This window comes from Chryseobacterium sp. S90, assembly GCF_047444895.1.
Taxonomy (GTDB): Bacteria; Bacteroidota; Bacteroidia; order Flavobacteriales; family Weeksellaceae; genus Chryseobacterium.
On record NZ_JBLGCX010000006.1, the window covers coordinates 273,774 to 300,148 of the forward strand.

Below are 26,375 nucleotides of genomic sequence, written 5' to 3' on the forward strand. Positions count from 1 at the left end.
CTCCAAAGGATAGGAATTTTTACACTTCCATTTGTACTATTTCTATTCAAAAGACTCAAGTGTTTTTGACTTTCTGATTTTAGTGGTTGGGTATATGCATAAAAAAGTTCCGATAAAATGAATCACCGAAACCTTAATCTTTATTTTAAACGATAAGTTCTTTTACTTCCTTTCTACGTAGACCAAAATCAGACTTCCTGATCTTACACATACGATTATCAGTGATATGGTGGAAAACAATACCTTCCATATTATTCTCAGGATCACTTAAAAAGTTTTTGATCCATTCAAAATCCAAACTTTTTAAACTGAGAATATGATTTCCATGTTTTACTAATAAATGACCTTTAATATTTTCAGGATTTCCTCGTACTTTCTCACCAATAAGTTCGTATGTTCCATCTTCCACCTTGCCTAATTCAGCTAAAGCAGTGAAACCTTCCCAAAAGTATTTATCTTCTTTTTTATTAATATCACACGCTAACCAATGTGGATGGTGACCGGTAATAAAATCGGCTTCCTGACATGCAATTGCACCTTCAGGAGCTATTTTTCCTTTCTTGGCATCGTATCTTTTATATAATTTACCGTTGATCACTGCACATGCAGAACCATCAAATTTTTGTGTAGCAATAGCTTCTCCGTCAAAAACCCAATTGTTTTCAGGATTAATTTCGTCAATAACTCTTCCTAAATTATTTATATCTTTTTTGAATAATGTACTTATCTTTTTCATTTTAATTGTTCTTTAATGGATTATTTTAAACATCCAATTCATTTTTCTTCATCTGGGTAATGTGTCTTTGAGCATGAAGTGACAGAAAATAAATATATTCGTATACATTAATTTTCCCCAGTTCATTCACCGTCATTGTCGTTTTATACAAGAGTCCTTCACCATTTTTCATCACTTCCAGATAATGTAAACATTGTAGATACTGCTGGCTCATTAAACTTCTGATTTTATCCGGACCTAATTCTCCTTTCGGTTCCATATGTTCCGGTCTTATCCATTCAAAAGCACCATGTTCACCAACCCTGTCAAAGTTTTTCTTATTAAAACTGTAGTTTTTTATTTCAGATTCAAGGTCAAGATTCAAAGAATTCTTCATTGCTTTTTTGGAGCCTTTTTCAATAAGGATCAACAAGTAAAAATTCGTAAGATAAATATGTTCTAAAATCTGCTGAACCGTCCAGCCTCCATTTGAAGGCTGATGATTCAATGTTTCTTTATCTTTTTTAAACCATCCGTCTACCTCATCAAATGTGAATTTCAGATGTGTTTTTATATCCTGAATATATCTAAAAATATCCATTACAGTTTTTTAAAGTTTTTTAAAAGGGAAAGAATATTTTCCTTTCCTACCGGATTCATGGAGTGACTATAGAATTTTGGAAGATCCAAATAATTATCCATACAATATTCTACCAACCATTTGGCGCAGTCGTATCCTGTTTTCTCAACAAATTCCTGAGAATCATGTTTGAGATAATGCTCATCAGCAAGATCATGGTCAAAAGAAATCATTTCCGGAAGTCCTTTTTCCAAAATCCTGCTGACAAACTGCTCGTAATTCCGAACGATATGCCAGTCATTTCTGAGGAAAATATCCTTTTTGGTATAATGATACGCCTCAACAGGATATCTTATATCATCCAGAAATAGTAATCTTTTTGTTTTTTCCATGATTTAATTTTTATAATTTTTTTAAGCTTCCAACTCCCAACATCCCTCTTCCAGCTTTTTTACACCATCATATCAGCACAGCTGGAACTTGCGAAGGCAAAAGGTTTTGCTTTAAACACATATCCCATTCCCAGAATGTATCCCATTGCATCTTTTAATGCTACATTGGATTTAAAGTCCGGGTCGGTATTAATGTCTGCGTGTACCTCCATTTCCACACCATAAGTGTCCAACACAGAGCAGATAGCGTATGCAATTTCCACGGATTTGTTGACCTCATTCAGCATTCGCTCTTTGATACTGATACTCTGTATTTCTCTTTCTTTTCTAATAAAGGTAAACGCTCCTTTTCCCTCACGAATAAATACTACTGCCGTAGCATAATTGATGGCATCCCCGTATACATGAGAGTCTGATCCCACACATACTTTCAGACGGTGTCCGTTTGCCTGTTCGCGGATAATGGCTTCTTCTACCAGCTGTGTGATAGAGTTATGGAAAAATTTTCCGTTCATATTCTGCCATGTTTGTTGTTGCGTTTCCATTTTTTCTACATATTTTAAATTGATAAATGATTGTTGATAATTGATAAATGATAACCTGCCACTGGTTTCATCTTTTGCACTCTGAACCGCACTCGAACCAATACCATCAGTTTTGGAGACTGAGATGCTGCCATTACATTATCAGAGTAAATTGTTAATTCATTAGGACTCGAACCTAAACTCCAAGAATCAAAATCTTGTGTGCTGCCTATTACACTATGAATCAGTTTTAATTAATTGATAAATGATGATTGATAATTGATGAAATGCCCAGCAATCATTTATTATTGATCAGTTATCATTCATATTTTGTGGAACAGACAGGAATTGAACCTGTACCTTTAGTTTTTCAGACTAACGTGCAGACCTTCTACAACACTCTTCCATGTTATAATTGATAAATGATGGTTGATAATTGATGAATTGCTCAGCAATCATTTATCATTGATCTCTTATCATTTATGTTTTGGTACGGGAAGAGGGACTCGAACCCTCAAAAGCTTGATCCTAAATCAAGAGTGTCTGCCATTCCACCATTCCCGCAGCTTTTTTCTCAATAATGGGTAATTGGTAATAAGTAATTTTTTATGCTGTTTAATTACTCATTATTCATTGCTTATTAATCATATTCTGTACCTCTCCCCAGATTCGAACTGGGACTTTACGGGGTTTAAAGCCGTTTTCTCTGCCAATTGGAATAGAGAGGCGTTATTTTATTAGTAATGAGTAATAGGTAATGAGTAATATTTTCTCTTTTGATTATTACTTATTGCTCATTGCTTATTACTTATCGTATTGTGTTTAGGTTTGAGAAAGCTCTGTCTGTTTATAAATTATGCCTGCTAGTATTTGTAAAGATCTTCTGCGCTTGACAAACCTTTCTCATTTCCTAATGTATTTTGTTTTAAAAAAAGTAAAAGGCTGTCTATTTTTATTGACTAAAGATCTTCTGCTCTCGACAGTCCTTTTTCTCTTTTCTTCATTTTTTGTGTGAATGGTAACTGGCCAATTTTTTAAAAAAATCTGAACTTTCATGGTATTATATCAATTCATTATTGACCAGCTATTCACATCCAGTACTCTATAAGGGAATCGAACCCTTATTTTCTGCTCGAAAGGCAGGCGTCCTCACCGTTAGACGAATAGAGCGTTAACCCACTGACCAGGAATCGAACCTGAACAACAAGAGTACATTTCCTGCATGCTGCCATTACATTATCAGTGGTTGGTGGAAGTAGTAGGATTCGAACCTACTCAGCTATGAAGCAACAGATTTACAGTCTGCCCCGACTCTCCAACTTCGGCGTACTTCCGGATTTTTCATTTTTTCCTTAAAAAAGAAAAGGTCTGTCTTTATTGAATGTTTAATTAAAGATCTTCTGCGCTGGACAGCCTTTTTCTTTTATTAATAAAGGATATTCTTTGCTATAGATGATAAAAGATTATTGATAAAAGATTCTTATATCTCCTATATTTTTACATTGAGATGGTTATGGGATTCAAACCCACTCAGTTTACACAACGGTTTTGCAGACCGCCCCGACTCTTCCACTTCGGCGAACCATCAGATTAAAAAAATAAAGTCTGTCTAAAATTGTTTGATATAAGAACTTCTGCGCTTGACAAACTTTATTTTTACCTAAAAATTTATAAATGATATTCTTAACTTTTAATTAATCCGGAGAGAAGAAAAGCCTGTCTGTATTTTAGTGTTTGGCGTAAAGATCTTCTGCTCTCGACAAACTTTTACTTTTTCTCCTGAAACAATTAACAATTAGTTACCTGCTATTTTGGAAAGACTCGAACTTTCAACTTCCGGTTTAACAGACCGGTGCTCTGCCATTGAGCTACAAAATCATTGTAATTCCGGAAGGACTCGAACCTTCAACCTTCGGTGTATCAGACCGACACTCTAACCACTTGAGCTACGAAATCATTTGTATTCCATAAGGGGATCGAACCCTTGTCGTTCGGTAGAAAGCCGAATGCACTTACCACTATGCTAATGGAACAAATTGTCTGGAAAGCAAGATTCGAACTTGCGACCTCCCGCGTCCAAGACGGGTAAACAACCACCGTTATCTTTCCAGCTTTGGGGTTCACTTCTGTTTCTTTTCCGGGAGACAGCCGGATAGGAAATTTTCCATGAACCTTTTTGTGATTCCGATAGGATTCGAACCTCTAACCCTGGGTTTAGAAAACCCATGCTCTATCCAGTTGAGCTACGGAACCTTTTTTGTAATCCCAGAAAGATTTGAACTTTCAACCCCCGGTTTAAAAGACCGGTGCTCTAACCATTTGAGCTATGAGATTGTTTTAATTTTGTGAATCGTCAATAATCAATTCGCTTCGCTTGTCAATTTTTAATTTACAATTCACATTTTTGTAATCCCAGAAGGAATCGAACCTTCAACCTTCGACGTATCAGGTCGATGCTCTAACCAATTGAGCTATGAGATTTTATATTTTGGGTATCTCCGGGAATCGAACCCTGTTCTCCGGTTCCACAGACCGGCGCTTTACCAAATAAGCTAAAGAAACCATAAGAAAAGCGCCTCTTTTCGGGAGGCGCTTCATATTTTTAAACGTAAGAGATCATTAGCTGACCCACGTATATAAGCACCTTTTATCCACAATTTCACTATCAAGAATACACAGAACTCCTGCCGGCTCATGTCCGAATAGTCTTGAATATTGATTGAATATGTTGTGTAACTGTTTCATTTTATTTTTGTTTGTTTCTAAATTATTTTTAATTGAATCCTGAAAACCTGTTGCTTTCAATTTTCGGTTGCAAAGTAAATATGAATTTTTGGAATCCGCAAATAAATTTTTAAGTCAAATTATTGACAATCAATTAATTACGTATTATTTTTGGAATAGAGAATTTCTGTCCGCAATATTTTGCAGATATCTTAAATACCTAAATGACTGTCTCTCACCGGGTTGCTTATCACTCTATTTTATCGTATTAAAGTTTCATTGTTAATTAAAAAATTTTCATGTTTATGGTTATTTTTTTTCATTCTAAATAATTTCTGACCTAAAAAACAAAAAACGCCTCGGTTTTCCGAGGCGTTTCTGTTGTATTTTGATTAATTTTTTACAAGTTTACAGTAAATAATTTCCAAAGTCAGCACATTTCGCCTCATTCCATATCATCTCATCATACCCGAATAATCCTTTATTAGAAGGACTTCCGAATAGTTCTGCATTGATATGTGCTCTTTGTATTGTCATAATTTTCTGGGGCAAAGATAAATCTTTTTTATTATTATTTTATAATTGTCACGATCTCTGGAAGGTTTTAAATACGCAAAGGCGCAAAATAATATTAAAAAAATATGCTTTAAGGCGCGAGGATTTTATCTCCGATAAAATTTAATACCGTTAATAATATTGTTCTGAATAATGCAAATAATTACATTGATTTAATGAAGCAAAATTTTTCTTTTAATTTTTAAATTCTTCAATCTTTCAATCTTTAATTTCTAAACATCTTATTCCTTCCGGTTTTAAATCTCGAAATATCTTTAAGAATGACATCATCATTGGGATTAAAATATTTTAGCTCATTCACAATTTCTGAACGGGTAGCAACTTTTTCAGCAATGATTTCGTAGGCTATATTTCTTGTGACGGTATGTAATTTCGGATCTTTTCTAAATTCATATTTCAGAGCCTCCAGATAAGTAATCTTTTTGTGAGTCGGAGTTTTCTGATATAAATGCTGTATTTCAGATTCCAGTTTTTTAACATCAAAAATATTGGCAAAATAGTTATTCAAACAATTGAAAGCGTCTCTGTCTTCTTCCCATCCTTTCAGCAGTACTTTTTGTGCCTCTTCAGCTTTTTCCATTTTTTTACGGTATATCAGGGAAGCTTTTACCATCTGGTTATTGATTGTATAGTCATCTGCAACTATTTGATAATAATGGTGGGCATTTTTAAGATCGTTGATTTCTTTATAGAGATCACCTACTTTTTCTTTCTGCTCCATATCTTTATAAAGGTCAATTGCCTTTTTGTATTGCTTTGCCTTTTCATAGCAAACTGCTGCATCGGATTTATTGTTCAGTTTCTTAAGGTATACTACAGCTGCTTCATTATAGAACCCGCCATTTTCAAGTGTTTTTGCACCTCTGTAATTATCCTGCAACAAATTCATATAAACTCTTGCTGCTTTTCTATAATCGTTTTCCGCAATATATTTTTCGGCGAGTTCTTCGTATTTGCTACGGATTCTGTCAAAAAGTGAGTTTTCCAGATAAAAATTACTGCTTCCACTGCCTTTTCTTCCTGTTGAATTTCTGTTGTTCTGTTCTTTATCTTTTAAGGATCTGATCACAAGAAGGATAATAAAGGCTACAATTAGGAAGATTCCTAATGTTCCGACCACGCTCCAGAAGCTTTCATGGAATAGCTGGGCAACGATTCCGATGACCTTAAATATGGCCAGCAGTACAAATGCTGCCATAAATTTGTCTATAAATTTCTGTTTATTCATCATCATCGGATTTTAAAATGGTTTTATCTTCTCTGAACAGGCGATAAAGGAGCAGCATCACACAGATCACCAGCACCCATACAAACCAGTTGTAGCCAAACATTTTTACCAACGGATAAAATAGGTACACCAGCATCGCGACAAGGATTGCTATTAAAATAAATTTCACCCATGCAGGTACATTATCACCGCCAAGGTTCAACGATTTATTTTTAAACAAGAACAAATACAGTCCTACTCCTGCAATCATCAGGATAACCATATACATAATATCTGAAACCGGGGCTTTTTTATCCAATGCAATTCCTTCCTTCCCCACAGCTTTCACTTTTGATTTATCAATGGAAGCTGAAGAAGGGTCTACGATATCCAATGTTCCGTAAAGTTTACCCAAAGAATCGGCCATCAAAGCTTTTTTCTTTTTCAACAGAAATTTTACGACTTCCCCGTTTACAGGTTTTCCTTTGGTATACTGCTTGAGAGAATCTGAAATTTTACGTTCCAGCTTTTCAGATTTCTGTTCAAGGTGCTTTGTGATCTTTTGGGTATAAATGGTTTTAAGAGAATCCCGGCTTTGTTTTTCTTTATTCACAAGCTTTCCGATATCTCTCCCTATTTCACTGACCTCTCTTCCACCAGCTTTTTTATAATTTTCTTTGTCTTCTTTTGTTTTGGATTCTATGATCCCGGCGTGAACCAGTTCTTTGGACAATTCTTTTCTCTCCTGATGATATATAGAATCTATTTTCAGATCAATTTCTGAGGTCCCGGACTGGAAAGCAATCATATCAGAAGGAGCTTGCACAGCATTATTTTCAATTTTTCCGGAAGAGGTTGTATTTTCTTCCTGTCCGGGGTTATCTTTATCTGAAGGCAATGCAATCTTTAAGACTATAGCCACAATAATTACCGCCCAGAATATTCTGCGAAAGTTTCTTGTTCCGGGACTTTCGGTTTTACCTCTTGAACCTCCGCCAAATAACCCTTCCAGCCAGGTAAATTTGCCAAAGCCGTCACCTCTGGAAGTACCCATCACATCAAGCGAAACACCCAGTTCTACTGCTCTTTCAGGATATTTTTCAATATATTGTAAGTACTTTTCTATTTCCTTTTTATTTCCGGCCATTACTTTTTTAAGATCAAACGGAAGGTTATTCATCCATTCTTCTTCGGTTTGTTTTGGCTGTAAGGCTTCCATTACTTTTTCATCATCTATTTCAACGGTATAGCTTTCAATTTTTTGAGGAATTGAAACTCCGTTCAGCGGTTTTCTGATGTTTTCGTCTATAATACCAGGCTGTTGAATTAATGAAATCCATTCGATTTCTTCAGAGAGTTTTACGAGTCCGAATTCAGGATGCATAACCAGAAAGCGGGAATCAAGCTGTGCCCAGTCTTCTGTATTTATTTTGGGATAAAAAGTAGTGTTTTCAGGAATGAAAAGCCTGTTGTCTATACATTGAAAGTAAGCATTTCTACCTATTTCCTGCGGAGCATGGTCGTCAAAAACAAGGAAACAACCATAGAGCATATTAGGACTGTTAGCAGGAATTGCATAAGTTCTTACATGGCTTAAATTAATACCAAGCGTTTCCATTTCCTGAAGCCATACCACAGGTGAAGAGCCTCTGATCAAAAGCCCCTTTTTGGGATAATTATTTTTCGGGAAAGGTTTTATTCTAAGCTCCATAATCCAAAATCTGTTCTATAAACGGTTTTAAAAACCTGTCACACATATCATCCATTGTTCTTACTTTCAGCAAGGCATGTTCCGGAAGATAATATTCTGATCCGCCAAATTCTGTATAGGTTGCCAAAGAGAGAAACCCATGAGCCGTGGAAGGAATAAAAAATTCTTCGATACTTTTGTTACTGCTTCGGAAAGTCAGCATTCCCCGTGAGTCTGTAATAATTTCGCTTCCATCGGGAAATGTAAATTTATTTTTGTTCTGCTCAGCAAAAATTTTAATATCATATTTATTTTTGGAAAAATCCAGTGTGTTTTCTGAAGAACTGTACAATTCATGTCCGGAAATAACCAGATTTTCATATTGATTGATTCCTATTTTGTTAAAATTATTGATAATTCTCAATCCGCTTCCCTTCAGTTTCGCAACTTCGGCTTCAGCTTTTATATTATTTTTTTCAAACTCTTTATCTTTTCCGGTAATAGGTTCTACAGAGATATTTCCCTCCATGTTTATTTTATAGTGGGTAGAATTATCCGGATGATGAAGATAAAAGCTCCGTCCAAAATAAATCAGTTTGTACGACTCCGGAATATTCATCCCTGTAAGATTCTGCTCGGAATATTCTCTTGTATTAAGGTTAAGCTTTGATATTAATTTCTGATCATGCTGATACTGGCACAGAATAAAATGCTGCCGCTTGTTTTTTGCAAGGGCAAACTGTCCTTTAGGTTTTATGGAAATGTTATCAAACAGAACTTCACAGCCGTGATGTGTTTTATAGTAATCATAGGAATGTTTGTCGTAATAATTATCAGAAAGATAAGTCTTCAATAATTGTTTTTTAGAACTAAGAATGAAAAATTCGCCATCATATAAAAACTTGGCAATCTTATTAACAGGAGTTGGAAATAAGACAGGATAATTTTGCGGAAGATCGGTTTTCTTTCCATTGAAATTATGAACGGACTGTTTTTGCTGTGGCGGATTGGCCCAAAGTTCCTGTAATGGAAGTTTTATTTTCTGAATATGTTTTCTGGCTCCTTTATGATGTTTATAAAAATTAATTTCACCATCTGATGTTGTAGTCACCAGAAACTTAAGCCTGTCTCTGTTCTGATGAACTACCCGCTGCACTTTTTCATCCTCCATATTCTCCTCATGGGTAATGAAGAAAACTTCAATATCTTTTTCAGTATGTTCCTGATTAAAAAAATGTTCCAACGCTTCGGAAACTTCCAGAACCGGACTCACCTGATTGAGGTTTTCAACCACTGCCTCTACTTTATTAAGGGAAATAGGAACACCTGCCTGTCCTAGGGCAAAAACTTTACATTCAGAATGAGCCTTCGGATGTTTGATCACAGCAATTGCAGAGGCAAAAGCCAATACTTTCGGTATCCCCCAGTTTCTGAGGGAAGTATCAATGAGAATAATTCTTTCAAAAATATTTTCTTCGGGCGGAATTTCTCTTTGAATATAAAGTGCTTCATTATTGGCTACCCGATTCATGAAAACCTCATCTTCATTAGCAAATTCGGAGAGAAGCATCCTGTGAAAATCACCTTTGTTGGTCATATCAGAAATTCCTCCGATAGGTTGTTCCCCGGGAGAAAGGTGGCGCATAGGAATTTTCAGACCGCTCCATATTCTTTTGATGAGGCTTCCTACCTGAAATGTCTTTGGTTCTTCAATTAATTCTTTGATGAAATCTTTATCCGTATCTGCTGTTGTTTCTTCTTCTACCACCTCATCATCCAGCTCAGGCTCGTCGATCAAACCTTTCATTGCATCAATGATGGATTGTACTGTAGGAAATTTTTCATTCAGATTCAAAGCACTCAGATCTTTGTTTAAAGCTATTGAACCTTCGTCTTGTTTTTCTGCACTGATAGCAATTTCCTGCGGTCGTTTATAATAGATCTTTAAATAAATATCCGCATGAAGAGAGGCCACCCTGTTATGACCATTGCTGAATAAGGTCTGCAGCAGTACAATTCTGTTTTGTTTCTGCTTATAAACATTGGGAAGTGATTGAATCTTTTCAAGAAATTCAATTTGTTTTTCCACATTGAATTCTGCGTCTTCTCCACTATAAAACTCAGCGGTACGTCTTAATGGACCGACAAAATCAATATAGCCATCCTGCATAGCATACAAAACCATCAGCAACGCTCCAAAGGGAGGCCATCCCTGTGGTTGAAGTTCTTTGAGAATCTCCATCACATAAGGCCTGTAAGCTATCGCTCCCACTCCCGGAACCGAGAGGAGATTGTTTTCATGATACCCGGAATCACCGGGAACATCTTCATCAGTTTTCCATTCCCAAAAGTAATTTTCATAGGACTGGAAATAGAACTTTAATTCCATTCTCTTGATTTTTCTGTAAGACGGAATGAACTTATAGATAAAGGACGGAAATCTGTTTCTTTTATTAAAAGATAATTTCCGTTTTCATCCCAAAGCAACCATCCTTCCGGCTCTTTATTATATTTCTGCTGTAAAAGCGTACTCAGATTTTTAAATTCAAAATCCAGACCGGCCGGCAGTAAATGTCTGTCTTTTGTCCAATAGGTTTTTCCGGGAAAGCTTAATAATGGAATGCCTATAAACAGGGTTTTATTTCCTAAAACAGTCCATTTTATTTTTTCCAGTTTAAACTTTGGTAATGCTGCTATACTTTCTTTAATATCAGCAATATTGCTTAATAAAGCGATTACAGGCTTCTCTTCATTACTTTCTTTTAATCTTACCCGAACCTGTTCCTGAATTCCAAAATAGTTTTGATTGGAAGGTGGGAAGGTAAGCTGTAATGCCTTGTCTATGGATATCCAAAGTAATGCTGTCCTCATTTTTTTACTCGGAACCAAAGCTTCTTTCCTGAATAAAAGGCCATCACGAAGCTCATACAGGATAAAGTCCGGTAACTGCTGTACTTCCGGAGATTCTGCCTGTTCATCGGTAAAGCCTTTCAGCCAGATTGTTTCTTCATCCAATGCAATCTGAATGTTTTTCCAGTCTCTGATGGAGCCCAGAAAGTCTTCATCGGCACGGGGAAGTTCTGCCCAGAATTCTTTTAAACGCTTTGAAGGATCTTCTGCCATAAGCTTTCAATTTCTTGCTGGATATACTGCTTCTGTTCAGGATTTCTGATCCAGTCACAACGGGTCTGCAGATATCTCAGTTTATCTTTTATTACATTCTGTTCTTCAAAGCTCAGCATTCCGCCATTCCATTTTTCCACAAGAATTGCCACATCTTTCATGACTTCCTCGGGATTGGGAGTTTTGTTGTGCATCGCCTGTGGATGGGAATCCGGATGATCGTCTTTCTCTATGGTCCTGTTGATAATTCCCTCCAGAATTTCAATCTGTTCTTCGGTATCCCAGATATGCTTCAATACCCAGAGGTCAGAAAGCACGGCTTCTTTTCTTCCACAGATCAGGGCACTTGCAGCAATCAGGTTCTGAAGCTTCACGGCTCTACGGTCTGAGATGGCAATTCCTGTATTCCGAAGACTCATAATGGTATTCAGATAAACTTCATAGATTGGTTTAAGGTCTATGGTTCGGCACAGGTTCTGAAGCTGTCTGATCTCATCGGCATGAATTTCCGGAATTTCCACTTCTTCCTGGTTCTCCAGTTTTCTTCCGGCTAAAAGCACCTGTTGTAACAGTTCAGGCTTTACATAATCTACATTAATTCTCACCAGAAAACGGTCAAACAATGCGTTCAATGCTTCATCTTCGGGAAGAACGTTACTTGCCCCCACAAACATCAGTGCAGGTAAGTGTTTTGTTTCTTTCCCTCTTTTAAAAATCTTCTCGTTAAGTGCCATCAGAAGGGAATTCAGAATAGCAGAGTTGGCGTTGAAGATTTCATCCAGGAAAACCATGGAAGCTTCAGGCATCATTCCTTCCGTATTGGTCAGAAGTTCTCCTTCTTTCAGTTTTCTGATATCAAAAGGTCCGAAAATTTCGTTCGGTTCTGTAAAGCGGGTTAATAAATATTCAAAGTTTTTTCCATCTTTTACGGTTTTTGCCAACGTTCTGACAATCGCCGATTTTGCAGTCCCCGGAGGACCGTATAAAAAAGCATTTTCTCTTGCCAAAAGGCAGATTCCCAACAGATCTACGACATCATTTTTACCTACAAAGGTTTCTTTTACGTAGGTAAGGACTGTATTGAGTTGATTGATATTCTGGTTCATTGATTTAAAAAATTAAAATTTCCACCATTTTTTCTTGTGGGGTTTCTCTTCGTCTTTACTTTCTGCCTGTTCATTTCTTTTACTGAATGAAAAAGCGAGTCTCTGATAAGGATCTTTGATATCAAAGTACAGTTGCGTTCCGTCATCAAGTGTAAGGATATCCATGATTTTATCTCCATCTTTAACCAGATTTTGGGATACGTCCTGTTTGTTGAGGTGATGCCTTACTAAATCCCTTTCGTCAGAAATTCTTGTAATAATATAGGGAGATTCTTTGGTTCCGTCTCCGGTTTTTTCAAGACATTCAAAAATGATCTGAGCGATTGTCATTTCAATATTCCTTCCTTTTTCATCACCCAATTCCTTGTATGCAAAATATTTATAAATATGGGCTCTCGGGCTTAACAGAATATTGACATTTACATATTGTATAACTTCTTCAAATTTTCCTTCATTGAGTAAATTCTGGATGTTTTCAATGTCTTCGGAATAAGGGTCATATTCAGGGTCATTGATTACCAGCTCACGGCATTTCAGGAATGTTTCTTTTGTAGGATCTGTTAAAAATTCAAATACTTTCTCATACGTTTTCATTGTTTTCCTCGGTTATAGTTTTTAGTTCTCGCCAGAATGCGTCTTTGTGAATTCCGAATTCGGCTGTTATGAGTTTATTGATGAACGGAATTTCCGCCAGTTTATAATCTTTTTTTTCAACAATTCTTTCCAGGTAGAGTTTTCTATAGGTTGTGTCTTTCAATTCTTCCTGCCAATTGATATTTTTCAGATCGAGATCATACCCGATTCCTGAATAATGAAACTGTGTCAGAATATTTTCCAGCATGGCAATTAAAGGATCTTCCGGATCTACAGAGTTTAAAGCAACAATAACTTGTGGTAAAAACCTCAATGATAAGTCTGCGGATAAGATAGAAGAGATATCCCGATTTCCTTTAAATGCGGGAATAAGATTTTCAATATTTTTCTCTGTGTTTTCTCTGATCAGATAAAGCTGTGTGCTGTGATAGAGAATTTTTGCTGCCCATACGGCAGTTCCCTTATTACAGGTAAGTTGGTCAGATAGAAACTCCAGTCTTTCTTTTTCAAATTCTGTTTCAAAATAATCTCCTGCTTCCGCCTCTTCCTGAGGGGAAATTTGCTGTAAGCTTGAGAAGAGGGTAATACATTCCTCCTTACGAAGCAAAAAGATCGTGTCTAAAAACGGTGACTTGGTTTCCATGATCTAACAAAAATAAAATTATTTCGCTGAGAATAAAATTTTTAAAGTGAAGATTCATGTTAAATATGGATTCTTTGGAGTAATTATAAGGTTGGAAAACGCAAAGACGCTAAGCTGAAATCTTTATACTGTTTTTAAGGCGCTAGAAAATCAGAGATTTTCAGCAAGGATAAGACTCAATAATTTGCTTTATTAGGATTATAATTTGTAGTATTAATTTTATCGGAGATAAATCCTTGCGACTTAATACACAGCACTGATTAAGTTTTGCGCCTTTGCGTTTTCCAACCTATTAAGAGATTGCTTCATCGCTGAAGCTTCCCGTAATGACGGTTTAGGCTACGATTTCAATAATATTGTTTTCCGGGTCAAGGATTACGCTTTCATAATAACCGTCTCCGGTGGTACGTGGTTCTCCCGCAACTGTATATCCGTCTTTTCTTAACGTCTCTGTAAGTTCATCTACTTTTTCTTTGCTGTCTACTGAAAATGCAAGATGGATGATTCCATACTGTTGGGATTCGTAAGAATTTTTGCTTTCTCTGAGATCCGGTTTGGTCATAATTTCAAGACGGCAGCCATTATCAAAGCTTAAAAAGTAAGACTGAAAGTTTTTGACAGAATTGTGGTATTTCTCATTGGAAACAGCTCCGAAATATTTCTGATAAAATGCTCTGGATTTTTCAAGGTCTTTAACCCAGATGGCAATATGCTCAATTTTCATTTTTAAAATTTTATTGTTTTACTTCTGCAAAACTAGCCTGACTGCTTCCATCATACCTGCTCCATTTTATTCTTTTATTGTTCTGTATTTACCAGATTACGTTTTGAATTATACAAAAGACTGCATATATCGTATTATTTAAAGCATTTATTGATAACATCTTATATATTCTGTTGATCTGAGAAGGCTTCCTTGTTTCCATTATCGTAATCATGGGGACAATCTAAAAGTTATTATCTTTGCTCCATTCAAAATAACATTATGAGTATTCACATCAGTGCAAAAAAAGGAGAAATTGCCAAAGTAGTATTGCAGCCGGGGGATCCGCTTCGTGCACAGTATATTGCTGAAAATTATTTAGAAAATGCTAAGCTGGTAAGTAAAACCAGAGGAATTTTTTATTATACAGGTCTTTATAAAGGAAAAGAGATCACTGTAGGAGCTAGTGGAATGGGTTTCCCAAGTATCGGGATCTATTCTTTTGAGTTATTTACAGAATATGAAGTAGAGACGATTATCAGAATCGGGACTTGTGGTGCTTACAATACGGATCTTAAACTTTTTGATATTTTAAATATTGAAAATGCTGCCAGCGAAAGTACTTATGCCAAATATGCATGGGGAATTGAGGATGAAATCCTTCCTCACCAGGGAAATATCTTTGGTACCATCAATGAAACGGCTAAAGAATTATCATTAAACGCTAAGGCTATTAATATCCACAGTAGTGATATTTTCTACAGAAAAGATCCTGCTACTCCTGAAATTGCTACAAAATACAACTGCCCTGCTGTAGAAATGGAAGCGTTCGGTTTATTTGCCAATGCTCAGCACTTAGGAAAAAATGCAGCGACTATTCTTACCGTAACGGATATCATTCCTACGCATGAAAAAATCTCTGCTGACGAAAGAGAAAAAGCTTTGAATCCAATGATGGAACTGGCTTTGGAATCAGCAATAAAGAGTCTGTAAAAGTAGAAAGACAAATTTGTTTATAAAAAAAGAGCTTTACTTTATCAGTAGAGCTCTTTTTTATAGTCTGAAAAAATTTCTTGCCGTTTCTGTAGTCTCGTCTGCGACATCGGAAATACTGATTCTCTTCAAATGAGCAATTGTTTGTGCTACATAAGGTAAAAAGGAGGGTTCATTTCGTCTGTTCTGCATTCTGGGCATATTTTTCGGAAGCATAAATGGCGCATCTGTTTCAATCATCACCCTGTCAAGAGGAATATATTTTATAACGTCTTCGAGATGTTTAAATCTTTTCTCATCACTGATAGCTCCGGTAAATCCTAAATAAAATCCTTTGTCCAGATAGATCTTCGCTTCATCCAATGTTCCGGTAAAGCAATGTACAACGGCTTCGGGTAATTGGGAAAGGTATTCATCTGTGATGTCATTAAATCTTTTAAATGCGGATCTTTCATGAAGAAAAAGTGGTTTATTGACTTCTATAGCCAGTTCCAGCTGGGCTTTATAACATTTTTCCTGAGCAGGTCTGGGGGAAAAATCACGGTCAAAATCCAGTCCGCACTCACCTACTGAAATTACATGATCCTGTTTTAATAATTTCCTGAGTTCGGAAATACTTTCTCCATTAAACGATTTGGCATCGTGAGGGTGAATTCCGGCTGTCGAAAATAAAATTTCCGGATATTCTTCTGCAATCTCAGCAGATTCTTTACTTCCTCTCACGCTGGTTCCTGTAAGAATCATATGTTCTACTCCCTGGTCCAAGGCTCGGTTGATAATTTCTTCGTGTTCATTATAGAACTGTTTATTGGTCAGATTAATGCCAATATCAATGTAAGTGTTCATTTTGTTTTATTTTATGATATTTTCTTAGGGAGATAAGCGTGATTCGAACACGCAACCATTCTGTGCAGGAATGATTTTTCCATTTAAACTATTATCTCCATTATTTATATTTGGGAGGTACAGCAGGATTTGAACCTGCAACTCGTCCGTTTCTTAGACGTATTTTTCTCCTTTTAAACTATGTACTCCTGTGAAACGGGCGGGAATTGAACCCGCAGCCTCTGGCGTGGAAGGCCAACGCTCTTCCGTTGAGCTACCGTTTCTATGATGGGAGATAAGCAGGAATCGAACCTGCAACTCATTTCAGCAAAATGTATTTTTCCATTATTACTATTATCTCCGTATGGATTTTACCAGGTATGAACTTTATAATTTTTCAATAAAATTCCACTCAGATAATTTCCTTTTATTCCTTCTATCACAGGATGCAGAATTCTCGCTGCTCCATCTACTGAATCCAGCGGCGGAATATATCCCATTTCAAACTGTTTTTTTCTGAGACTTTCCTTCGCTCCTGTGGAAATCCATCCTACGTCTACAGCACTCATATAGATCTGATCATTTTCAAATTCTTTTGCAGACGTCAATGTCATCATATTCAGAGCGGCCTTTGTCATATTGGTATGCGGGTGAAAAACCGTTTTATTTTCATAGCTGAAAATTCCTTCTGATGAGGTTACATTGATGATAAATTTTTCTTTAAATACTGAGTTTTTCATTAATGGCTTCAATTCTTTAATCAGGAAGTAAGGCGCTATATGATTGATGAGATTTACTTCCACCAGCTCATACATGGAAACTTCCTCCAAAGTAGAATTCCAGCTGGTTTTGTCTCTGTTATCCACAGGCTGTCCAAAACGGGTAAGTTCTACCTGAGTTTCTTCATTTTGGGCATATTCCAGTTTTGCTGTTTCGCTTGAAATTTCTGTCTGATTCGGAATCAGAGTCTGAATATTTTTAAATTCTACAAGTTTTTCTTTTTCACGTTTTATAATCGGAAGATAATATTCATCGGGATATTTTATGGTCTGGGCAGCATTATTGATCAGGATATCCAGCGTATCAAAATTGAATTTATAAAAATTGATAAAATCCTGAATAGCTTTTAGATTTCTTAAATCCAGACCGTAAATCCACAACCTGTCTTTCCAGTTGTCATAATCTGCTTCCTGCTGCATCAATTCCATCGCCAGTGCCGGAAAACGGGTTGTCAAAACCAAATTGGCCCCGTTTCTCAATACTTTCAATGCGGTGGCAAAACCTACCTTCACTCTTCCTCCTGTAAGGATTACGTTTCTTCCTGTAAGATCTGCCGTTTCAAAACGTTTTTCATAGTTTTCTTCAGCACAGACAGGACATAATCTGGAATAAAAAGAATGTGCATACTGATAACTCTGGTTACAGCAGTAGCAGTTTTTGGGAATCTGAAGTTTTGTAAGTTGTACTTCTTCTTTTTCATCATCATAAAAATCAGAAACGCCTGCCAATGCCTTCTGCATCAATACAGAGGCAGAATTCACCGCCAGGTCATGAGATTTCATTTCTGAATAATTCCCATGACGGCTTTGTTTTTTGGCACTTTTATGAATTTTTGTAATCAGCCCTGAAAATATTTTATTATCAGGATTCAGGAAAGGGTTTTCTTTCAAGGCATTCAAAACCTTGAGACATGTTTCCCATTCTTCGGTTGAAAATCTTTGGTCTGATTGATTCATAGCTTCTGATTTATGTCTGCAAAACTATAAGTATTCTGCGCAATGTTTTTACGCAATAAAAAAAGACTAAAAATATAGGTGAACGCTTACTATAATCTGAGATTTTTTATTTTCCCGCAGTTGGTACAGATTTATTCGTTAAGAAATTTTTCCAGAAAGCCGATTAACTTTGTTCCTCCATGGCTCCAGCGGATTCCGTGGCCATCTTGTTCTCTGACTTCAAAAACCAGTTTGTGTTTGTAATGGAAGAAAACATTCCACCAGGTTCTATTGTCAAGGATATCAAGGATTTTCGCCATTACTTTTTCCTGTTTCTCTTGATTGTTTCCTTTGATTTCTCCCCAAAAGTCGTCATTCATTCTTCCAATATGTTTTTCCCATGCTCTCTGTACAATGGTAATTTCACTATTGAAAGGTTCCTGACATGCATTGATCAGCGTTGTTTTCAAGGGTGGAATCCCATTTTCATCACGAATGCTTGCTGAGGTTAATCTTTGTCCTAAGATATTCAGCCAATGTTCAAAAGGAATTGTTTCCAAAAGTTGTGTTTTCACCTCATCTGAATTGTTACTTTCAATAATGGTGATAAATTTTTCAAAGCTTTCTTTCCTGTCAATGATTATTTCTTCATTAAAATAAGGAAAGTGTAACTCTAAAGTATTTTGCTTAAATCTACTAATATTTTCCCCCAGAGCTTCCAGATGTTCTTCTGCTAAAACAGCTTTATATCTGCTTTTCCATGTTTCTGAAAACAGAGGAATGTAAGGTTGAAACAAATTCATACTTACTTCGTTTTGATGAGATTAACAGAAAGATTTTCTTCCTGAATCAGATAACCAATCAGATTAAACCATTTTTTACAGTGATCAAGAATCCAGGCATCAGAAGAAATAATAATTTCTGAACTTTCAGCCAGAAATTTATCCGGACTAAACTGCAGATCTGCTTCCCAGTTGAGTTGGTGCTGTTCAGCAAATTCAAGAATAATCTGTTTAATCCGTCCGCTGTTGGAAACCGGCTTGTCAAATATCCAGACAAGCTTCTGAATCTGATTTTTCTTGTAAAAAGCAGCCGTCAATTCTACCGCTCTTACCGTCTGATTAACTCTTTTATAGGTTCCATGAACTCCGGAAAGGTCTCTGAAACAGCCATCCAATCCTTCAAATATATATGCTTCGGAAAGCAGACTTTCCAATAAAATCAGAACATTAAAACCATCAAGGTAAACCGTTTGCCCTTTTAAATCTAAAGTTTCTACATGTTTCGATTCTCTGTTAGAAAGTTGGGAATCTGATGCTGATGCCCCCCTTAAAGCCTGTAGTTGGCGGGTTTTCAATCTATATCGGTTACCAACAAGGTCTGAAGTCGCTTTTTCCGGGTACTCTCTGGTCAGAAGATACCGCATGTCCTCAACAGCCAGTTTCAGTTTACTGATCTGTTTCTCTGAACCAAACAAGGTATCATCGCCCGTGTTTTTTCCGCGGTTTCTGTTATTCATACTCAAAAATAGAATTTTTGGTGAATTATTATGGTAAAAAATATGTTTTTATCCAGGAATATTAAAACCACCCCGTCAAAAATTCTTTGAATTTTCGCCACCCCTCCAAAAGAGGGGAATTACGCCGATTAATAGTACTATTGGTTATCAATATGGATATTATTAAATAGAATTCAGCATGAATTATCATTTCTTTCCATGATCTGTTATGTTTTCTACAACAAAAGAGATATTCTGTACAACGTTTTGACATTTATTAGAAATAAGTTTGCAAAGACTTAAAAAATACCCTTATGAATACACTGAAAAAATTATGTTATCTGTCTGTAGCGGCACTGTTGTCAGCATCTTTCGTTGCATGTTCAAGTGATGACAATGAAATTATTATTGAACAGCAGACTCCCTCACAGATACTTTCATCTACTCCATGGGAAACTACCGGAGCTAAAGATAAAAACGGAAATAGTGTAGCACTTACAGATGCCAGCGTGGCCGGATATGTAGGTTTTGCTTACTTCAAGGCAGACGGAAAGTTTGCCATCTATAATCTGACTGATGTATTGAGATCTATGGGAACATGGTCTGTAGATGCGCAGGGAAAAACAAGAACAATTGCCGCATTGAACCCGGATGGAACTGCTATTTTCACCCGTGATGTTGAGATTCTTGTTTTGAACAAAAATGAATTCACGTACAGAATCCGTCCTAATTCAGGTGATCCTTCTGTGTATTATGACATCATCCACACAAGAACTTCTCATATGGAACCCACCAACGGACAGCTTACATTAGCTTCTACTCCATGGGAAACAACCGGTGCGAAAGATAAAAGTGGAAATAATGTTGCATTAAATGATGCCAGTGTTGCCGGATTCGTAGGATATTCTTACTTCAAAGCTAATGGAACTTTTAAAATTTTCGGATTAAATGATGTATTGAGATCGGAAGGTACATGGTCTATTTCTCCTGACGGGAAGAAGAGAACTCTTACCACTCCAACTTTTACACGTGTTGTGGATATTCTGGTTCTGAATGAAACAACGTTCACTTACAGAATTACTCCTGATACCAATACACCAGCTGTATTTTACGATATCATTCATACGAAGGTTAACCATAAGGAACCTTTGTAGTGATTATTTTTTTGATAAGAAGGAAGAAACCTGCTCAGTAATGGGCAGGTTTTTATATTAAAAGGAATTTATGTCCGTAATGTATTACCAACAGTCCTCCCACCATTTTTTCCAGGTTATGGTTCCCAATTGGTTCAGGTCTACTTTTTCACCAATCATGGGAAGGGTAATGGGGATATTATTTTCTTCTGCATTTTTTGAGGCCAGTTCTAAAGGTTCATACCATGCGTGCTGAGCCAGCTTAAATTTGGAATTGTGGACAGGAATAAAATTATTGGCCTTCAATTCTTTTATTTCTGTGATGAGCTGATCCGGCAAAGTGTGAATGTAAGGCCACTTTTCGTTATACTGTCCGTTTTCCATGATGGCCAGATCAAACGGGCCATATTTATCTCCAATTTCTGTAAAATGATTTCCATAACCGCTGTCTCCGCCCAAAAATAGTTTTTTCGTAGGTGTTTTTAAAACAAAGGAAGTCCAGAGTGAGATATTACGGTTCAGTAATCTTCCTGAAAAGTGTCTTGCAGGGGTAAGCGTAATTCTGAAACCTTCCGCGATGTCTATACTTTCCCACCAGTTTTTTTCGATAATTTTGTCAAAATCCCAGCCCCAGTATTCGAAATGCTGGCCCGTACCCAAACCACAAATGACTTTACCAACTTTATCTTTTAATTCCTGAACGGTTTTATAATCGAGATGATCCCAATGGTCATGTGAGATAAGCAGAAAGTCAATCTCCGGCATGTGTTCCGGTTTATAATAATCTGCTCCCTGAAAAGCTTTTATCGAACCCGGCATTGGGGAAGCATTTCCGCTGAAAACGGGATCTATCAGAAATTTTTTACCATCTACCTGTATGAAATAGGAACTGTGACCGAACCATACCAAAACATTTTCTTCGGGCTGAAGGTTCTTCAGATCTGTTATGATAAATGGAAGTGCTGTTTTGGGTGAAGTATTTTCTACTTTGCATAAGGTGTGGAAAAGAACTTTGGTCATGCTTTCCCCTTCCAGTAAAGAAGGCGTTGTCAATATATTCTGAAATCTCCCATTAAGATAATTGGGAAGTGTATTAAAATATTCTTTTCTTTTTTCATCGGGAAATTGCCCGAGTTGTTTTTTTAAATTTTTCATTCCCTTTATTTTTTACATTCTGAGCCTTTCTTCTTCAAGGTCCAGTCTTGTTAGATAATGTCTTATATATTCTTCGTCAATATTCGGGTTGCGTCTGTTTTCCTCCCGCAGCCAGATTCTTTGCTGTTCGAGGGTTTCAAAATAGATTGCTTTAGCTTCTTCTGACATCTTATGAATAGAATCTTCTTTATCCTCCTGTTCCCAACGATCCATGAGTTTGCTAAAATATTCATTTTCGCTTCTTCTTTCTTTATAATTTTCATCCAGATATTTAAAAGCTACCCTGCGCATTTCCCTTCTCAGAAAATGTTCAGATTCTTCCTCAGACAAATATCCTCCTCCGGCATCAGATAAATTGAGTTTTTTGATCAAAGCAGGTAATGTAAGCCCCTGGACAATCAAAGTGGCAAGAATTACAATAAAAGTAATGAAGAGAATAAGATCACGATGTGGGAAAGGCTGCCCGTTTTCCATCATTACCGGAATAGATAATGCCGCTGCAAGAGAAACCACTCCGCGCATTCCCGTCCAGCCCATCAGTATTGGGGCTTTCATTCCGGGATTTCTATCGGCTACATTAATAAAGTTTCTCATAATCAATGTTACAAAAACGGCACCGAAAGAAGAAAGCAAACGGACAATAATCAGTACAACTGTAATCAACAGCCCATAACCGACAGCATCGGATAGACTTATTCCTTCTTTGTTTAAACCTACCATAATTTCCGGAAGATCCAATCCGATGAGTAAGAATACGATTCCATTGATCAGAAATACAAAACTTTCCCAGACATTGGAACCTTTTAACCTGGATTGTGAAGTTCTGAAAATTTCATGTCTTCTTACGGAAAGGAATAATCCTCCGCTCACTACAGCCAATACTCCCGAAGAATGAACTTCTTCCGCGGCAATGTACATCACATAAGGAGCTACCAGGCTAAGGATAGCATCCATATTAACATCGGTAGGGAATATTTTTTCAATTTTAAGGAATACAAAAGCTAATATGACTCCAATTCCCAGACCTCCGAAGACCATCCATCCAAAACTAGTGGCCGCATCCTGCCATATAAACTGTCCTGTAGCCACCGCTACCATTGCAAATCTAAAAATGATCAACGAGGAAGCATCATTGAACAGGCTTTCCCCTTCTAAAACGGTTGATAGATTTTTAGGAACTTTTACAAATTTTAAAATAGCTCCGGCACTCACAGCATCCGGTGGCGATACAATTCCGCCCAATACAAAGCCTAACGCCAATGAAAATCCGGGAATGTATGAATTTGCTACAAAAGCAACAGTTATTGCGGTAAGAAAAACCACAATGAAGGCAAAACTGGTAATGATTCGCCTCATTTTCCATATTTCCTTCCATGAAACGGCGAAGGCTGCTTCATATAAAAGCGGAGGCAGGAAAATAATAAAAATCAGTTCGGGATCAATTTTTAACACCGGCAGTCCAGGGATAAAACTGATAAGAAGTCCTGCGATAACCAGTATGATAGGATAGGCTACTTTCAGCCGATTGGCCAGCATAATGGCCCCGATAATGACAAGGACCAGTCCTAAGTAATAAATAAAATTTTCCACCATTGCTTTTCAATTAATTTTAAATCATGTCTCTGTTTACCAAATAACAAAATTTAAAAGAAAAATAAATATAAGCATAAGATTTTGAGAAGTGAGAATAAATTTAATAGACTGTGAAATTTTTGCCGGATGATGTTTAGTGTAAGTAAATCTGATCTTTAGAAAGCCATTTAACAAGTCCCAGCATAATACATCCCAATATTGAACCTAGAAGGATTAATACAGCTAAAGTCTTCGCTAATACTGTCCAATATTCCTTTTTATGAAATGTAAAATCTACAGGATTGATATTGTATGCAGTATAAACGGAAGGATTTATACGCAAATCCGGTCTGAAGTAAACAATTCCCTGAATATATTTTCTCCTTAAAGCATTGAGATTGACAATATAGCTGCTGTAACCTGCGTCCACTCCATCAAAATCTATATTTATTACAGAGTCATTGTGTTTTACTTTTAGTACATAGATTTTATTTCGGGGGCTAAGATCTACATCATATTCATCTGCAAGGTTATATTTTTCCAGATCATCGTAAAGAATATGGTCTGTTATACCATTTTTTCTTTCATAATGAACTCCCTTATCATCAACTATAATCTTTTTAACTTCTCTGTTTCTGACTGTCTTCTGGTAAAGAATAAAACGGTACAAACCAAAACCTAAGGCCGGATAGTACAATATTGATACTACAACAAGTATTGTAACATTTTTACAAATGATAACTGGCAATATGAATAACACTAAAGACATCACCAGTAATAAAAGTGCAGCCGACGTTCGGGTCAGCCAGGTCATGAACCTCCATGATTTAGAAACTAACGGCAAAAAATCTTTTCTTACATCCTCTTGCATCTGTTCAAGATACGAAAAAAATAAATACTATAAAAGAGCCATAGTGGCACACCATGACTCTTTTTACTAAATTGAAAATAAGATATAATTAAATTGAAACTATGAAATCGTATGTGTTTTTTCTGTCGTTGTATTGTACGTATCGGAGATGACATTGTCTACAAATCTCCATTCTGCCACGGAACTTCCCATTGCAAATTTCACATGCAGATACCCTCTTTTATAGAGATTGGCATAATCAAGATCATCAATCAGTAATGAAAAAGCCTGCGCCAGTTCTATTGCTTTTGTAGGATCAGACGTGATTCCCAGATAGCCTTCCAATCCCGGAGAAGAAACGGAGCTGCACGCCAGTTCGGTTCCGATAAATTTGCCTTGAGCATCAGTTAACTTTCCTAACCACGCATTGTGGGTATCTCCTGCCAATACCACTACATTTTTCCCTGCAAGAAGGGAATACAGCTGTTCTCTTTCTATGAAATATCCATCCCACGCATCTAAATTATACGGCAAAGTAGTTGTGATTCTTGCAATTTCCTGTGGTGTTAATGTCGGATCCTGCTGTTGGTGTCTTGTCTTAAGAATAATTAATTGTGTGATGGTATTCTGAAGAGCCTGCATGGTGGCCGGCTGTGCGCTTCCATGTTGTTTTATTTCTGCTAAAATCTGATTCAGTAACATCAGAAGCTCTGCAGGAACCATCATTTTAGTCATTAAAATCTGCTGTCCGAGTACTTTCCATTTTGCAGTATCTCCATTGATCTGAGAACCCAGCCATGACATCTGTTCATTCCCGATCAGTTTTCTGCTGGTACTCAGAAAGTCTGTTTTAAATTGTACCTGATTGAAATTTCCAGCATTATCGAGATAATCAGAATATTCCATTTGTTTATCTCTTGCAATCACCCTCGTGTCCATCATGTAAAGAGAAACGACATTTCCAAAGTTGAAGCTTCTGTAAATTCTCATATCTTTCCCCGTTTTAAGAGGAATATATTCGCTGTACGCCTGGAAAGCTGCCATTTTTCTAACCTGGAAATCACCTTCATTCGGTTGATGATTTTCTGCTCCGGTTTTATAGGTATCATTGGCAAATTCATGGTCATCCCAAACACAAATAAATGGTTTTTTCTGATGAAGAAGCTGAAGGTTTTTGTCACCTCTGTACTGTCTGTAACGTTCTCTGTAATCGCTGAGGTTAAGAATTTCCTTAGCCGGCTGATGGGCTCTTCCTAATTGATTGGTATAAGGGTTTGTTCCGTATTGTCCCGGAGCATATTCATAGATGTAATCTCCAAGATGTACCACTACATCGGCTTCAGATTTAGCAATCGCCCCATAGACATTGAAAAGTCCTGCAGGAAAATTGGAACATGACACCACAGCCATTTTCACATCATTTACAGCATCTGATTTTGAAGGCAAAGTAAGGGTTTCCCCTGTTACACTTGCTTCTTTAGTTTTGATATTATAGAATCTGTAGTAATATTTTGTATTGGAAGAGATATTCTGCACATCTACGGCTACCGTAAAGTCATTCACTCCAGTAGCATTGGCCTGGCCTCTTCTTACCACTTCTGAAAAGTTGCTGCTTTTACTGATCTCCCATGTAATTTCCGCATCTGTACCCTTAGAATATCTTGTCCAGATGATGATTCCCGTAGCGCTTGGATCAAAGCTTGCTACCCCGGATTCAAATCCTCCGTTTTTAAGATCGTCAGGGGCATTACCGTTTTCAGTAAAATCATCGCTACAGCTTTCAATTAAAGGGGCAATGAAAATCCCTCCGGCTGCCAATAGTGAATTTTTAAGAAATCTTCTTCTGTTGAATTGGTTGTTGTTTTCCATCATTACTTTTTTTGCAAAGCAACGGTATCTGTGGAAGAAGACTGTTAACTGAATTTTAAATGTATTTTATGGTTTTTTAAACAAATGTTTAATGTTGTGCATAGGAAATTTAAAAGTATAAAATGTCTCTTTTTAAGAAAATAAGAGTGGGAATTTATGTAAATATTTTAAAAGTTGTTCTGCTTTTT

Annotated in this window: 23 protein-coding genes and 17 tRNA genes; 2 read left to right on the forward strand and 38 right to left on the reverse strand. The window is 36.7% G+C overall.

Going from position 1 to position 26,375, the window contains the following annotated elements:
* Nucleotides 1-145 precede the first annotated feature (145 nt).
* From ACLMCG_RS17055 to ACLMCG_RS17190, 28 genes are all read right to left on the reverse strand, one after another.
* A complete protein-coding gene (locus ACLMCG_RS17055; protein ID WP_413960363.1) occupies nt 146-736 on the reverse strand; it encodes a DUF5565 family protein in 591 nt (196 codons plus the stop codon).
* 25 nt (nt 737-761) lie between these two features.
* Nucleotides 762-1,316, reverse strand: a complete 555-nt coding sequence (locus ACLMCG_RS17060) for a DinB family protein (protein ID WP_413960364.1) — start codon at nt 1,314-1,316, stop codon at nt 762-764.
* The gene (locus ACLMCG_RS17065) at nt 1,316-1,687 is read right to left on the reverse strand and encodes a cyclic-phosphate processing receiver domain-containing protein (RefSeq protein WP_413960365.1); all 372 of its coding nucleotides are present in this window, start codon (nt 1,685-1,687) and stop codon (nt 1,316-1,318) included. Before ACLMCG_RS17065 ends, ACLMCG_RS17060 begins: the two co-directional genes overlap by 1 nt.
* Nucleotides 1,688-1,746: 59 nt before the next feature.
* Complete coding sequence (locus ACLMCG_RS17070; protein ID WP_413960366.1) at nt 1,747-2,232, reverse strand: ribonuclease H-like YkuK family protein; 486 nt, start codon at nt 2,230-2,232, stop codon at nt 1,747-1,749.
* Nucleotides 2,233-2,309: 77 nt separating this feature from the next.
* Nucleotides 2,310-2,380 (reverse strand) — tRNA-Trp (locus tag ACLMCG_RS17075).
* Between the two features lie 164 nt (nt 2,381-2,544).
* Nucleotides 2,545-2,617: transfer RNA gene (locus ACLMCG_RS17080), tRNA-Phe, on the reverse strand.
* 82 nt (nt 2,618-2,699) lie between these two features.
* Nucleotides 2,700-2,775 (reverse strand) — tRNA-Leu (locus ACLMCG_RS17085).
* 90 nt (nt 2,776-2,865) lie between these two features.
* Nucleotides 2,866-2,939: transfer RNA gene (locus ACLMCG_RS17090), tRNA-Leu, on the reverse strand.
* A gap of 370 nt (nt 2,940-3,309) precedes the next feature.
* Nucleotides 3,310-3,381 (reverse strand) — tRNA-Glu (locus ACLMCG_RS17095).
* Between the two features lie 77 nt (nt 3,382-3,458).
* Nucleotides 3,459-3,545 (reverse strand) — tRNA-Tyr (locus ACLMCG_RS17100).
* A 171-nt stretch (nt 3,546-3,716) separates the two neighbouring features.
* Nucleotides 3,717-3,798: transfer RNA gene (locus ACLMCG_RS17105), tRNA-Cys, on the reverse strand.
* Between the two features lie 219 nt (nt 3,799-4,017).
* Nucleotides 4,018-4,090, reverse strand: a tRNA-Asn gene (locus tag ACLMCG_RS17110).
* 3 nt (nt 4,091-4,093) lie between these two features.
* A tRNA-Ile gene (locus ACLMCG_RS17115) sits at nt 4,094-4,167 on the reverse strand.
* A gap of 5 nt (nt 4,168-4,172) precedes the next feature.
* Nucleotides 4,173-4,244: transfer RNA gene (locus tag ACLMCG_RS17120), tRNA-Glu, on the reverse strand.
* 6 nt (nt 4,245-4,250) lie between these two features.
* Nucleotides 4,251-4,322: transfer RNA gene (locus ACLMCG_RS17125), tRNA-Pro, on the reverse strand.
* Nucleotides 4,323-4,390: 68 nt separating this feature from the next.
* A tRNA-Arg gene (locus tag ACLMCG_RS17130) sits at nt 4,391-4,464 on the reverse strand.
* Between the two features lie 7 nt (nt 4,465-4,471).
* Nucleotides 4,472-4,545, reverse strand: a tRNA-Lys gene (locus ACLMCG_RS17135).
* 73 nt (nt 4,546-4,618) lie between these two features.
* Nucleotides 4,619-4,692, reverse strand: a tRNA-Ile gene (locus tag ACLMCG_RS17140).
* Between the two features lie 8 nt (nt 4,693-4,700).
* Nucleotides 4,701-4,768: transfer RNA gene (locus tag ACLMCG_RS17145), tRNA-His, on the reverse strand.
* Nucleotides 4,769-5,343: 575 nt separating this feature from the next.
* On the reverse strand, nt 5,344-5,472 hold the full coding sequence (locus ACLMCG_RS17150; RefSeq protein WP_142719492.1) for a penicillin-binding protein: 129 nt from the start codon (nt 5,470-5,472) through the stop codon (nt 5,344-5,346).
* 244 nt (nt 5,473-5,716) lie between these two features.
* Nucleotides 5,717-6,739, reverse strand: a complete 1,023-nt coding sequence (locus ACLMCG_RS17155) for a hypothetical protein (protein ID WP_413960367.1) — start codon at nt 6,737-6,739, stop codon at nt 5,717-5,719.
* Complete coding sequence (locus ACLMCG_RS17160) at nt 6,732-8,429, reverse strand: APC family permease (protein WP_413960368.1); 1,698 nt, start codon at nt 8,427-8,429, stop codon at nt 6,732-6,734. The genes ACLMCG_RS17155 and ACLMCG_RS17160 overlap by 8 nt, the downstream gene beginning before the upstream one ends.
* On the reverse strand, nt 8,419-10,797 hold the full coding sequence (locus ACLMCG_RS17165) for a hypothetical protein (RefSeq protein WP_413960369.1): 2,379 nt from the start codon (nt 10,795-10,797) through the stop codon (nt 8,419-8,421). The genes ACLMCG_RS17160 and ACLMCG_RS17165 overlap by 11 nt, the downstream gene beginning before the upstream one ends.
* A complete protein-coding gene (locus ACLMCG_RS17170; RefSeq protein ID WP_413960370.1) occupies nt 10,788-11,531 on the reverse strand; it encodes a hypothetical protein in 744 nt (247 codons plus the stop codon). Before ACLMCG_RS17170 ends, ACLMCG_RS17165 begins: the two co-directional genes overlap by 10 nt.
* Nucleotides 11,504-12,637 carry an AAA family ATPase gene (locus tag ACLMCG_RS17175; RefSeq protein ID WP_413960371.1) on the reverse strand — a complete coding sequence of 378 codons (1,134 nt, stop codon included), beginning with the start codon at nt 12,635-12,637 and terminating at the stop codon, nt 11,504-11,506. Before ACLMCG_RS17175 ends, ACLMCG_RS17170 begins: the two co-directional genes overlap by 28 nt.
* A 12-nt stretch (nt 12,638-12,649) precedes the next feature.
* Nucleotides 12,650-13,231 carry a DUF4919 domain-containing protein gene (locus tag ACLMCG_RS17180; protein WP_413960372.1) on the reverse strand — a complete coding sequence of 194 codons (582 nt, stop codon included), beginning with the start codon at nt 13,229-13,231 and terminating at the stop codon, nt 12,650-12,652.
* Nucleotides 13,218-13,874: a hypothetical protein gene (locus ACLMCG_RS17185; protein WP_413960373.1), complete on the reverse strand. Its 657-nt coding sequence runs from the start codon at nt 13,872-13,874 to the stop codon at nt 13,218-13,220. Before ACLMCG_RS17185 ends, ACLMCG_RS17180 begins: the two co-directional genes overlap by 14 nt.
* Nucleotides 13,875-14,208: 334 nt before the next feature.
* Entirely contained in the window at nt 14,209-14,598 is a 390-nt protein-coding gene (locus tag ACLMCG_RS17190; RefSeq protein WP_413960374.1) for a VOC family protein, read from the reverse strand.
* 261 nt (nt 14,599-14,859) lie between these two features.
* Between ACLMCG_RS17190 and deoD the strand changes: the two genes are divergently transcribed.
* Nucleotides 14,860-15,570, forward strand: coding sequence for a purine-nucleoside phosphorylase (deoD, locus tag ACLMCG_RS17195; protein ID WP_047424056.1), 711 nt, complete (start codon nt 14,860-14,862; stop codon nt 15,568-15,570).
* Between the two features lie 60 nt (nt 15,571-15,630).
* On the opposite strand, the gene ACLMCG_RS17200 is transcribed toward deoD, so the two are convergent.
* The 6 genes from ACLMCG_RS17200 to ACLMCG_RS17225 form a co-directional block, all read right to left on the reverse strand.
* Nucleotides 15,631-16,416 carry a TatD family hydrolase gene (locus ACLMCG_RS17200; protein ID WP_413960375.1) on the reverse strand — a complete coding sequence of 262 codons (786 nt, stop codon included), beginning with the start codon at nt 16,414-16,416 and terminating at the stop codon, nt 15,631-15,633.
* A gap of 111 nt (nt 16,417-16,527) precedes the next feature.
* Nucleotides 16,528-16,604, reverse strand: a tRNA-Leu gene (locus ACLMCG_RS17205).
* Nucleotides 16,605-16,607: 3 nt separating this feature from the next.
* Nucleotides 16,608-16,679 (reverse strand) — tRNA-Gly (locus ACLMCG_RS17210).
* 87 nt (nt 16,680-16,766) lie between these two features.
* A complete protein-coding gene (locus ACLMCG_RS17215; RefSeq protein WP_413960376.1) occupies nt 16,767-18,131 on the reverse strand; it encodes an SDR family oxidoreductase in 1,365 nt (454 codons plus the stop codon).
* A gap of 131 nt (nt 18,132-18,262) precedes the next feature.
* Nucleotides 18,263-18,913 carry a hypothetical protein gene (locus tag ACLMCG_RS17220; RefSeq protein WP_413960377.1) on the reverse strand — a complete coding sequence of 217 codons (651 nt, stop codon included), beginning with the start codon at nt 18,911-18,913 and terminating at the stop codon, nt 18,263-18,265.
* A 2-nt stretch (nt 18,914-18,915) separates the two neighbouring features.
* Nucleotides 18,916-19,629, reverse strand: coding sequence for a DUF434 domain-containing protein (locus ACLMCG_RS17225; RefSeq protein WP_413960378.1), 714 nt, complete (start codon nt 19,627-19,629; stop codon nt 18,916-18,918).
* 293 nt (nt 19,630-19,922) lie between these two features.
* On the opposite strand from ACLMCG_RS17225, the gene ACLMCG_RS17230 reads away from it, so the two are divergent.
* Complete coding sequence (locus ACLMCG_RS17230; RefSeq protein ID WP_413960379.1) at nt 19,923-20,762, forward strand: DUF4822 domain-containing protein; 840 nt, start codon at nt 19,923-19,925, stop codon at nt 20,760-20,762.
* Between the two features lie 84 nt (nt 20,763-20,846).
* Here ACLMCG_RS17230 and ACLMCG_RS17235 read toward each other — a convergent pair whose 3' ends face one another.
* The 4 genes from ACLMCG_RS17235 to ACLMCG_RS17250 all read right to left on the reverse strand — a co-directional run bounded on the left by ACLMCG_RS17235 (nt 20,847) and on the right by ACLMCG_RS17250 (nt 26,190).
* Nucleotides 20,847-21,896 (reverse strand): MBL fold metallo-hydrolase, encoded by a 1,050-nt coding sequence (locus ACLMCG_RS17235; RefSeq protein ID WP_413960380.1) that lies wholly within the window; start codon nt 21,894-21,896, stop codon nt 20,847-20,849.
* Between the two features lie 12 nt (nt 21,897-21,908).
* Nucleotides 21,909-23,489 carry a Na+/H+ antiporter gene (locus ACLMCG_RS17240; protein ID WP_413960381.1) on the reverse strand — a complete coding sequence of 527 codons (1,581 nt, stop codon included), beginning with the start codon at nt 23,487-23,489 and terminating at the stop codon, nt 21,909-21,911.
* 133 nt (nt 23,490-23,622) lie between these two features.
* On the reverse strand, nt 23,623-24,339 hold the full coding sequence (locus tag ACLMCG_RS17245) for a hypothetical protein (protein ID WP_413960382.1): 717 nt from the start codon (nt 24,337-24,339) through the stop codon (nt 23,623-23,625).
* Nucleotides 24,340-24,438: 99 nt separating this feature from the next.
* A complete protein-coding gene (locus ACLMCG_RS17250; RefSeq protein ID WP_413960383.1) occupies nt 24,439-26,190 on the reverse strand; it encodes an alkaline phosphatase D family protein in 1,752 nt (583 codons plus the stop codon).
* Nucleotides 26,191-26,375: the final 185 nt, after the last annotated feature.

Coding starts and splice junctions, on each gene's coding strand:
- ACLMCG_RS17070 (WP_413960366.1), bottom strand. CDS start 2,232: ATGGAAACGCAACAACAAACATGGCAGAATATGAACGGAAAATTTTTC.
- ACLMCG_RS17220 (WP_413960377.1), bottom strand. CDS start 18,913: ATGAATTTGTTTCAACCTTACATTCCTCTGTTTTCAGAAACATGGAAA.
- ACLMCG_RS17170 (WP_413960370.1), bottom strand. CDS start 11,531: ATGGCAGAAGATCCTTCAAAGCGTTTAAAAGAATTCTGGGCAGAACTT.
- ACLMCG_RS17055 (WP_413960363.1), bottom strand. CDS start 736: ATGAAAAAGATAAGTACATTATTCAAAAAAGATATAAATAATTTAGGA.
- ACLMCG_RS17060 (WP_413960364.1), bottom strand. CDS start 1,316: ATGGATATTTTTAGATATATTCAGGATATAAAAACACATCTGAAATTC.
- ACLMCG_RS17245 (WP_413960382.1), bottom strand. CDS start 24,339: ATGCAAGAGGATGTAAGAAAAGATTTTTTGCCGTTAGTTTCTAAATCA.
- ACLMCG_RS17180 (WP_413960372.1), bottom strand. CDS start 13,231: ATGAAAACGTATGAGAAAGTATTTGAATTTTTAACAGATCCTACAAAA.
- ACLMCG_RS17230 (WP_413960379.1), top strand. CDS start 19,923: ATGAATACACTGAAAAAATTATGTTATCTGTCTGTAGCGGCACTGTTG.
- ACLMCG_RS17175 (WP_413960371.1), bottom strand. CDS start 12,637: ATGAACCAGAATATCAATCAACTCAATACAGTCCTTACCTACGTAAAA.
- ACLMCG_RS17190 (WP_413960374.1), bottom strand. CDS start 14,598: ATGAAAATTGAGCATATTGCCATCTGGGTTAAAGACCTTGAAAAATCC.
- ACLMCG_RS17200 (WP_413960375.1), bottom strand. CDS start 16,416: ATGAACACTTACATTGATATTGGCATTAATCTGACCAATAAACAGTTC.
- ACLMCG_RS17155 (WP_413960367.1), bottom strand. CDS start 6,739: ATGAATAAACAGAAATTTATAGACAAATTTATGGCAGCATTTGTACTG.
- ACLMCG_RS17165 (WP_413960369.1), bottom strand. CDS start 10,797: ATGGAATTAAAGTTCTATTTCCAGTCCTATGAAAATTACTTTTGGGAA.
- ACLMCG_RS17160 (WP_413960368.1), bottom strand. CDS start 8,429: ATGGAGCTTAGAATAAAACCTTTCCCGAAAAATAATTATCCCAAAAAG.
- ACLMCG_RS17185 (WP_413960373.1), bottom strand. CDS start 13,874: ATGGAAACCAAGTCACCGTTTTTAGACACGATCTTTTTGCTTCGTAAG.
- deoD (WP_047424056.1), top strand. CDS start 14,860: ATGAGTATTCACATCAGTGCAAAAAAAGGAGAAATTGCCAAAGTAGTA.
- ACLMCG_RS17250 (WP_413960383.1), bottom strand. CDS start 26,190: ATGATGGAAAACAACAACCAATTCAACAGAAGAAGATTTCTTAAAAAT.
- ACLMCG_RS17240 (WP_413960381.1), bottom strand. CDS start 23,489: ATGGTGGAAAATTTTATTTATTACTTAGGACTGGTCCTTGTCATTATC.
- ACLMCG_RS17235 (WP_413960380.1), bottom strand. CDS start 21,896: ATGAAAAATTTAAAAAAACAACTCGGGCAATTTCCCGATGAAAAAAGA.
- ACLMCG_RS17225 (WP_413960378.1), bottom strand. CDS start 19,629: ATGAATAACAGAAACCGCGGAAAAAACACGGGCGATGATACCTTGTTT.
- ACLMCG_RS17065 (WP_413960365.1), bottom strand. CDS start 1,687: ATGGAAAAAACAAAAAGATTACTATTTCTGGATGATATAAGATATCCT.
- ACLMCG_RS17215 (WP_413960376.1), bottom strand. CDS start 18,131: ATGAATCAATCAGACCAAAGATTTTCAACCGAAGAATGGGAAACATGT.
- ACLMCG_RS17150 (WP_142719492.1), bottom strand. CDS start 5,472: ATGACAATACAAAGAGCACATATCAATGCAGAACTATTCGGAAGTCCT.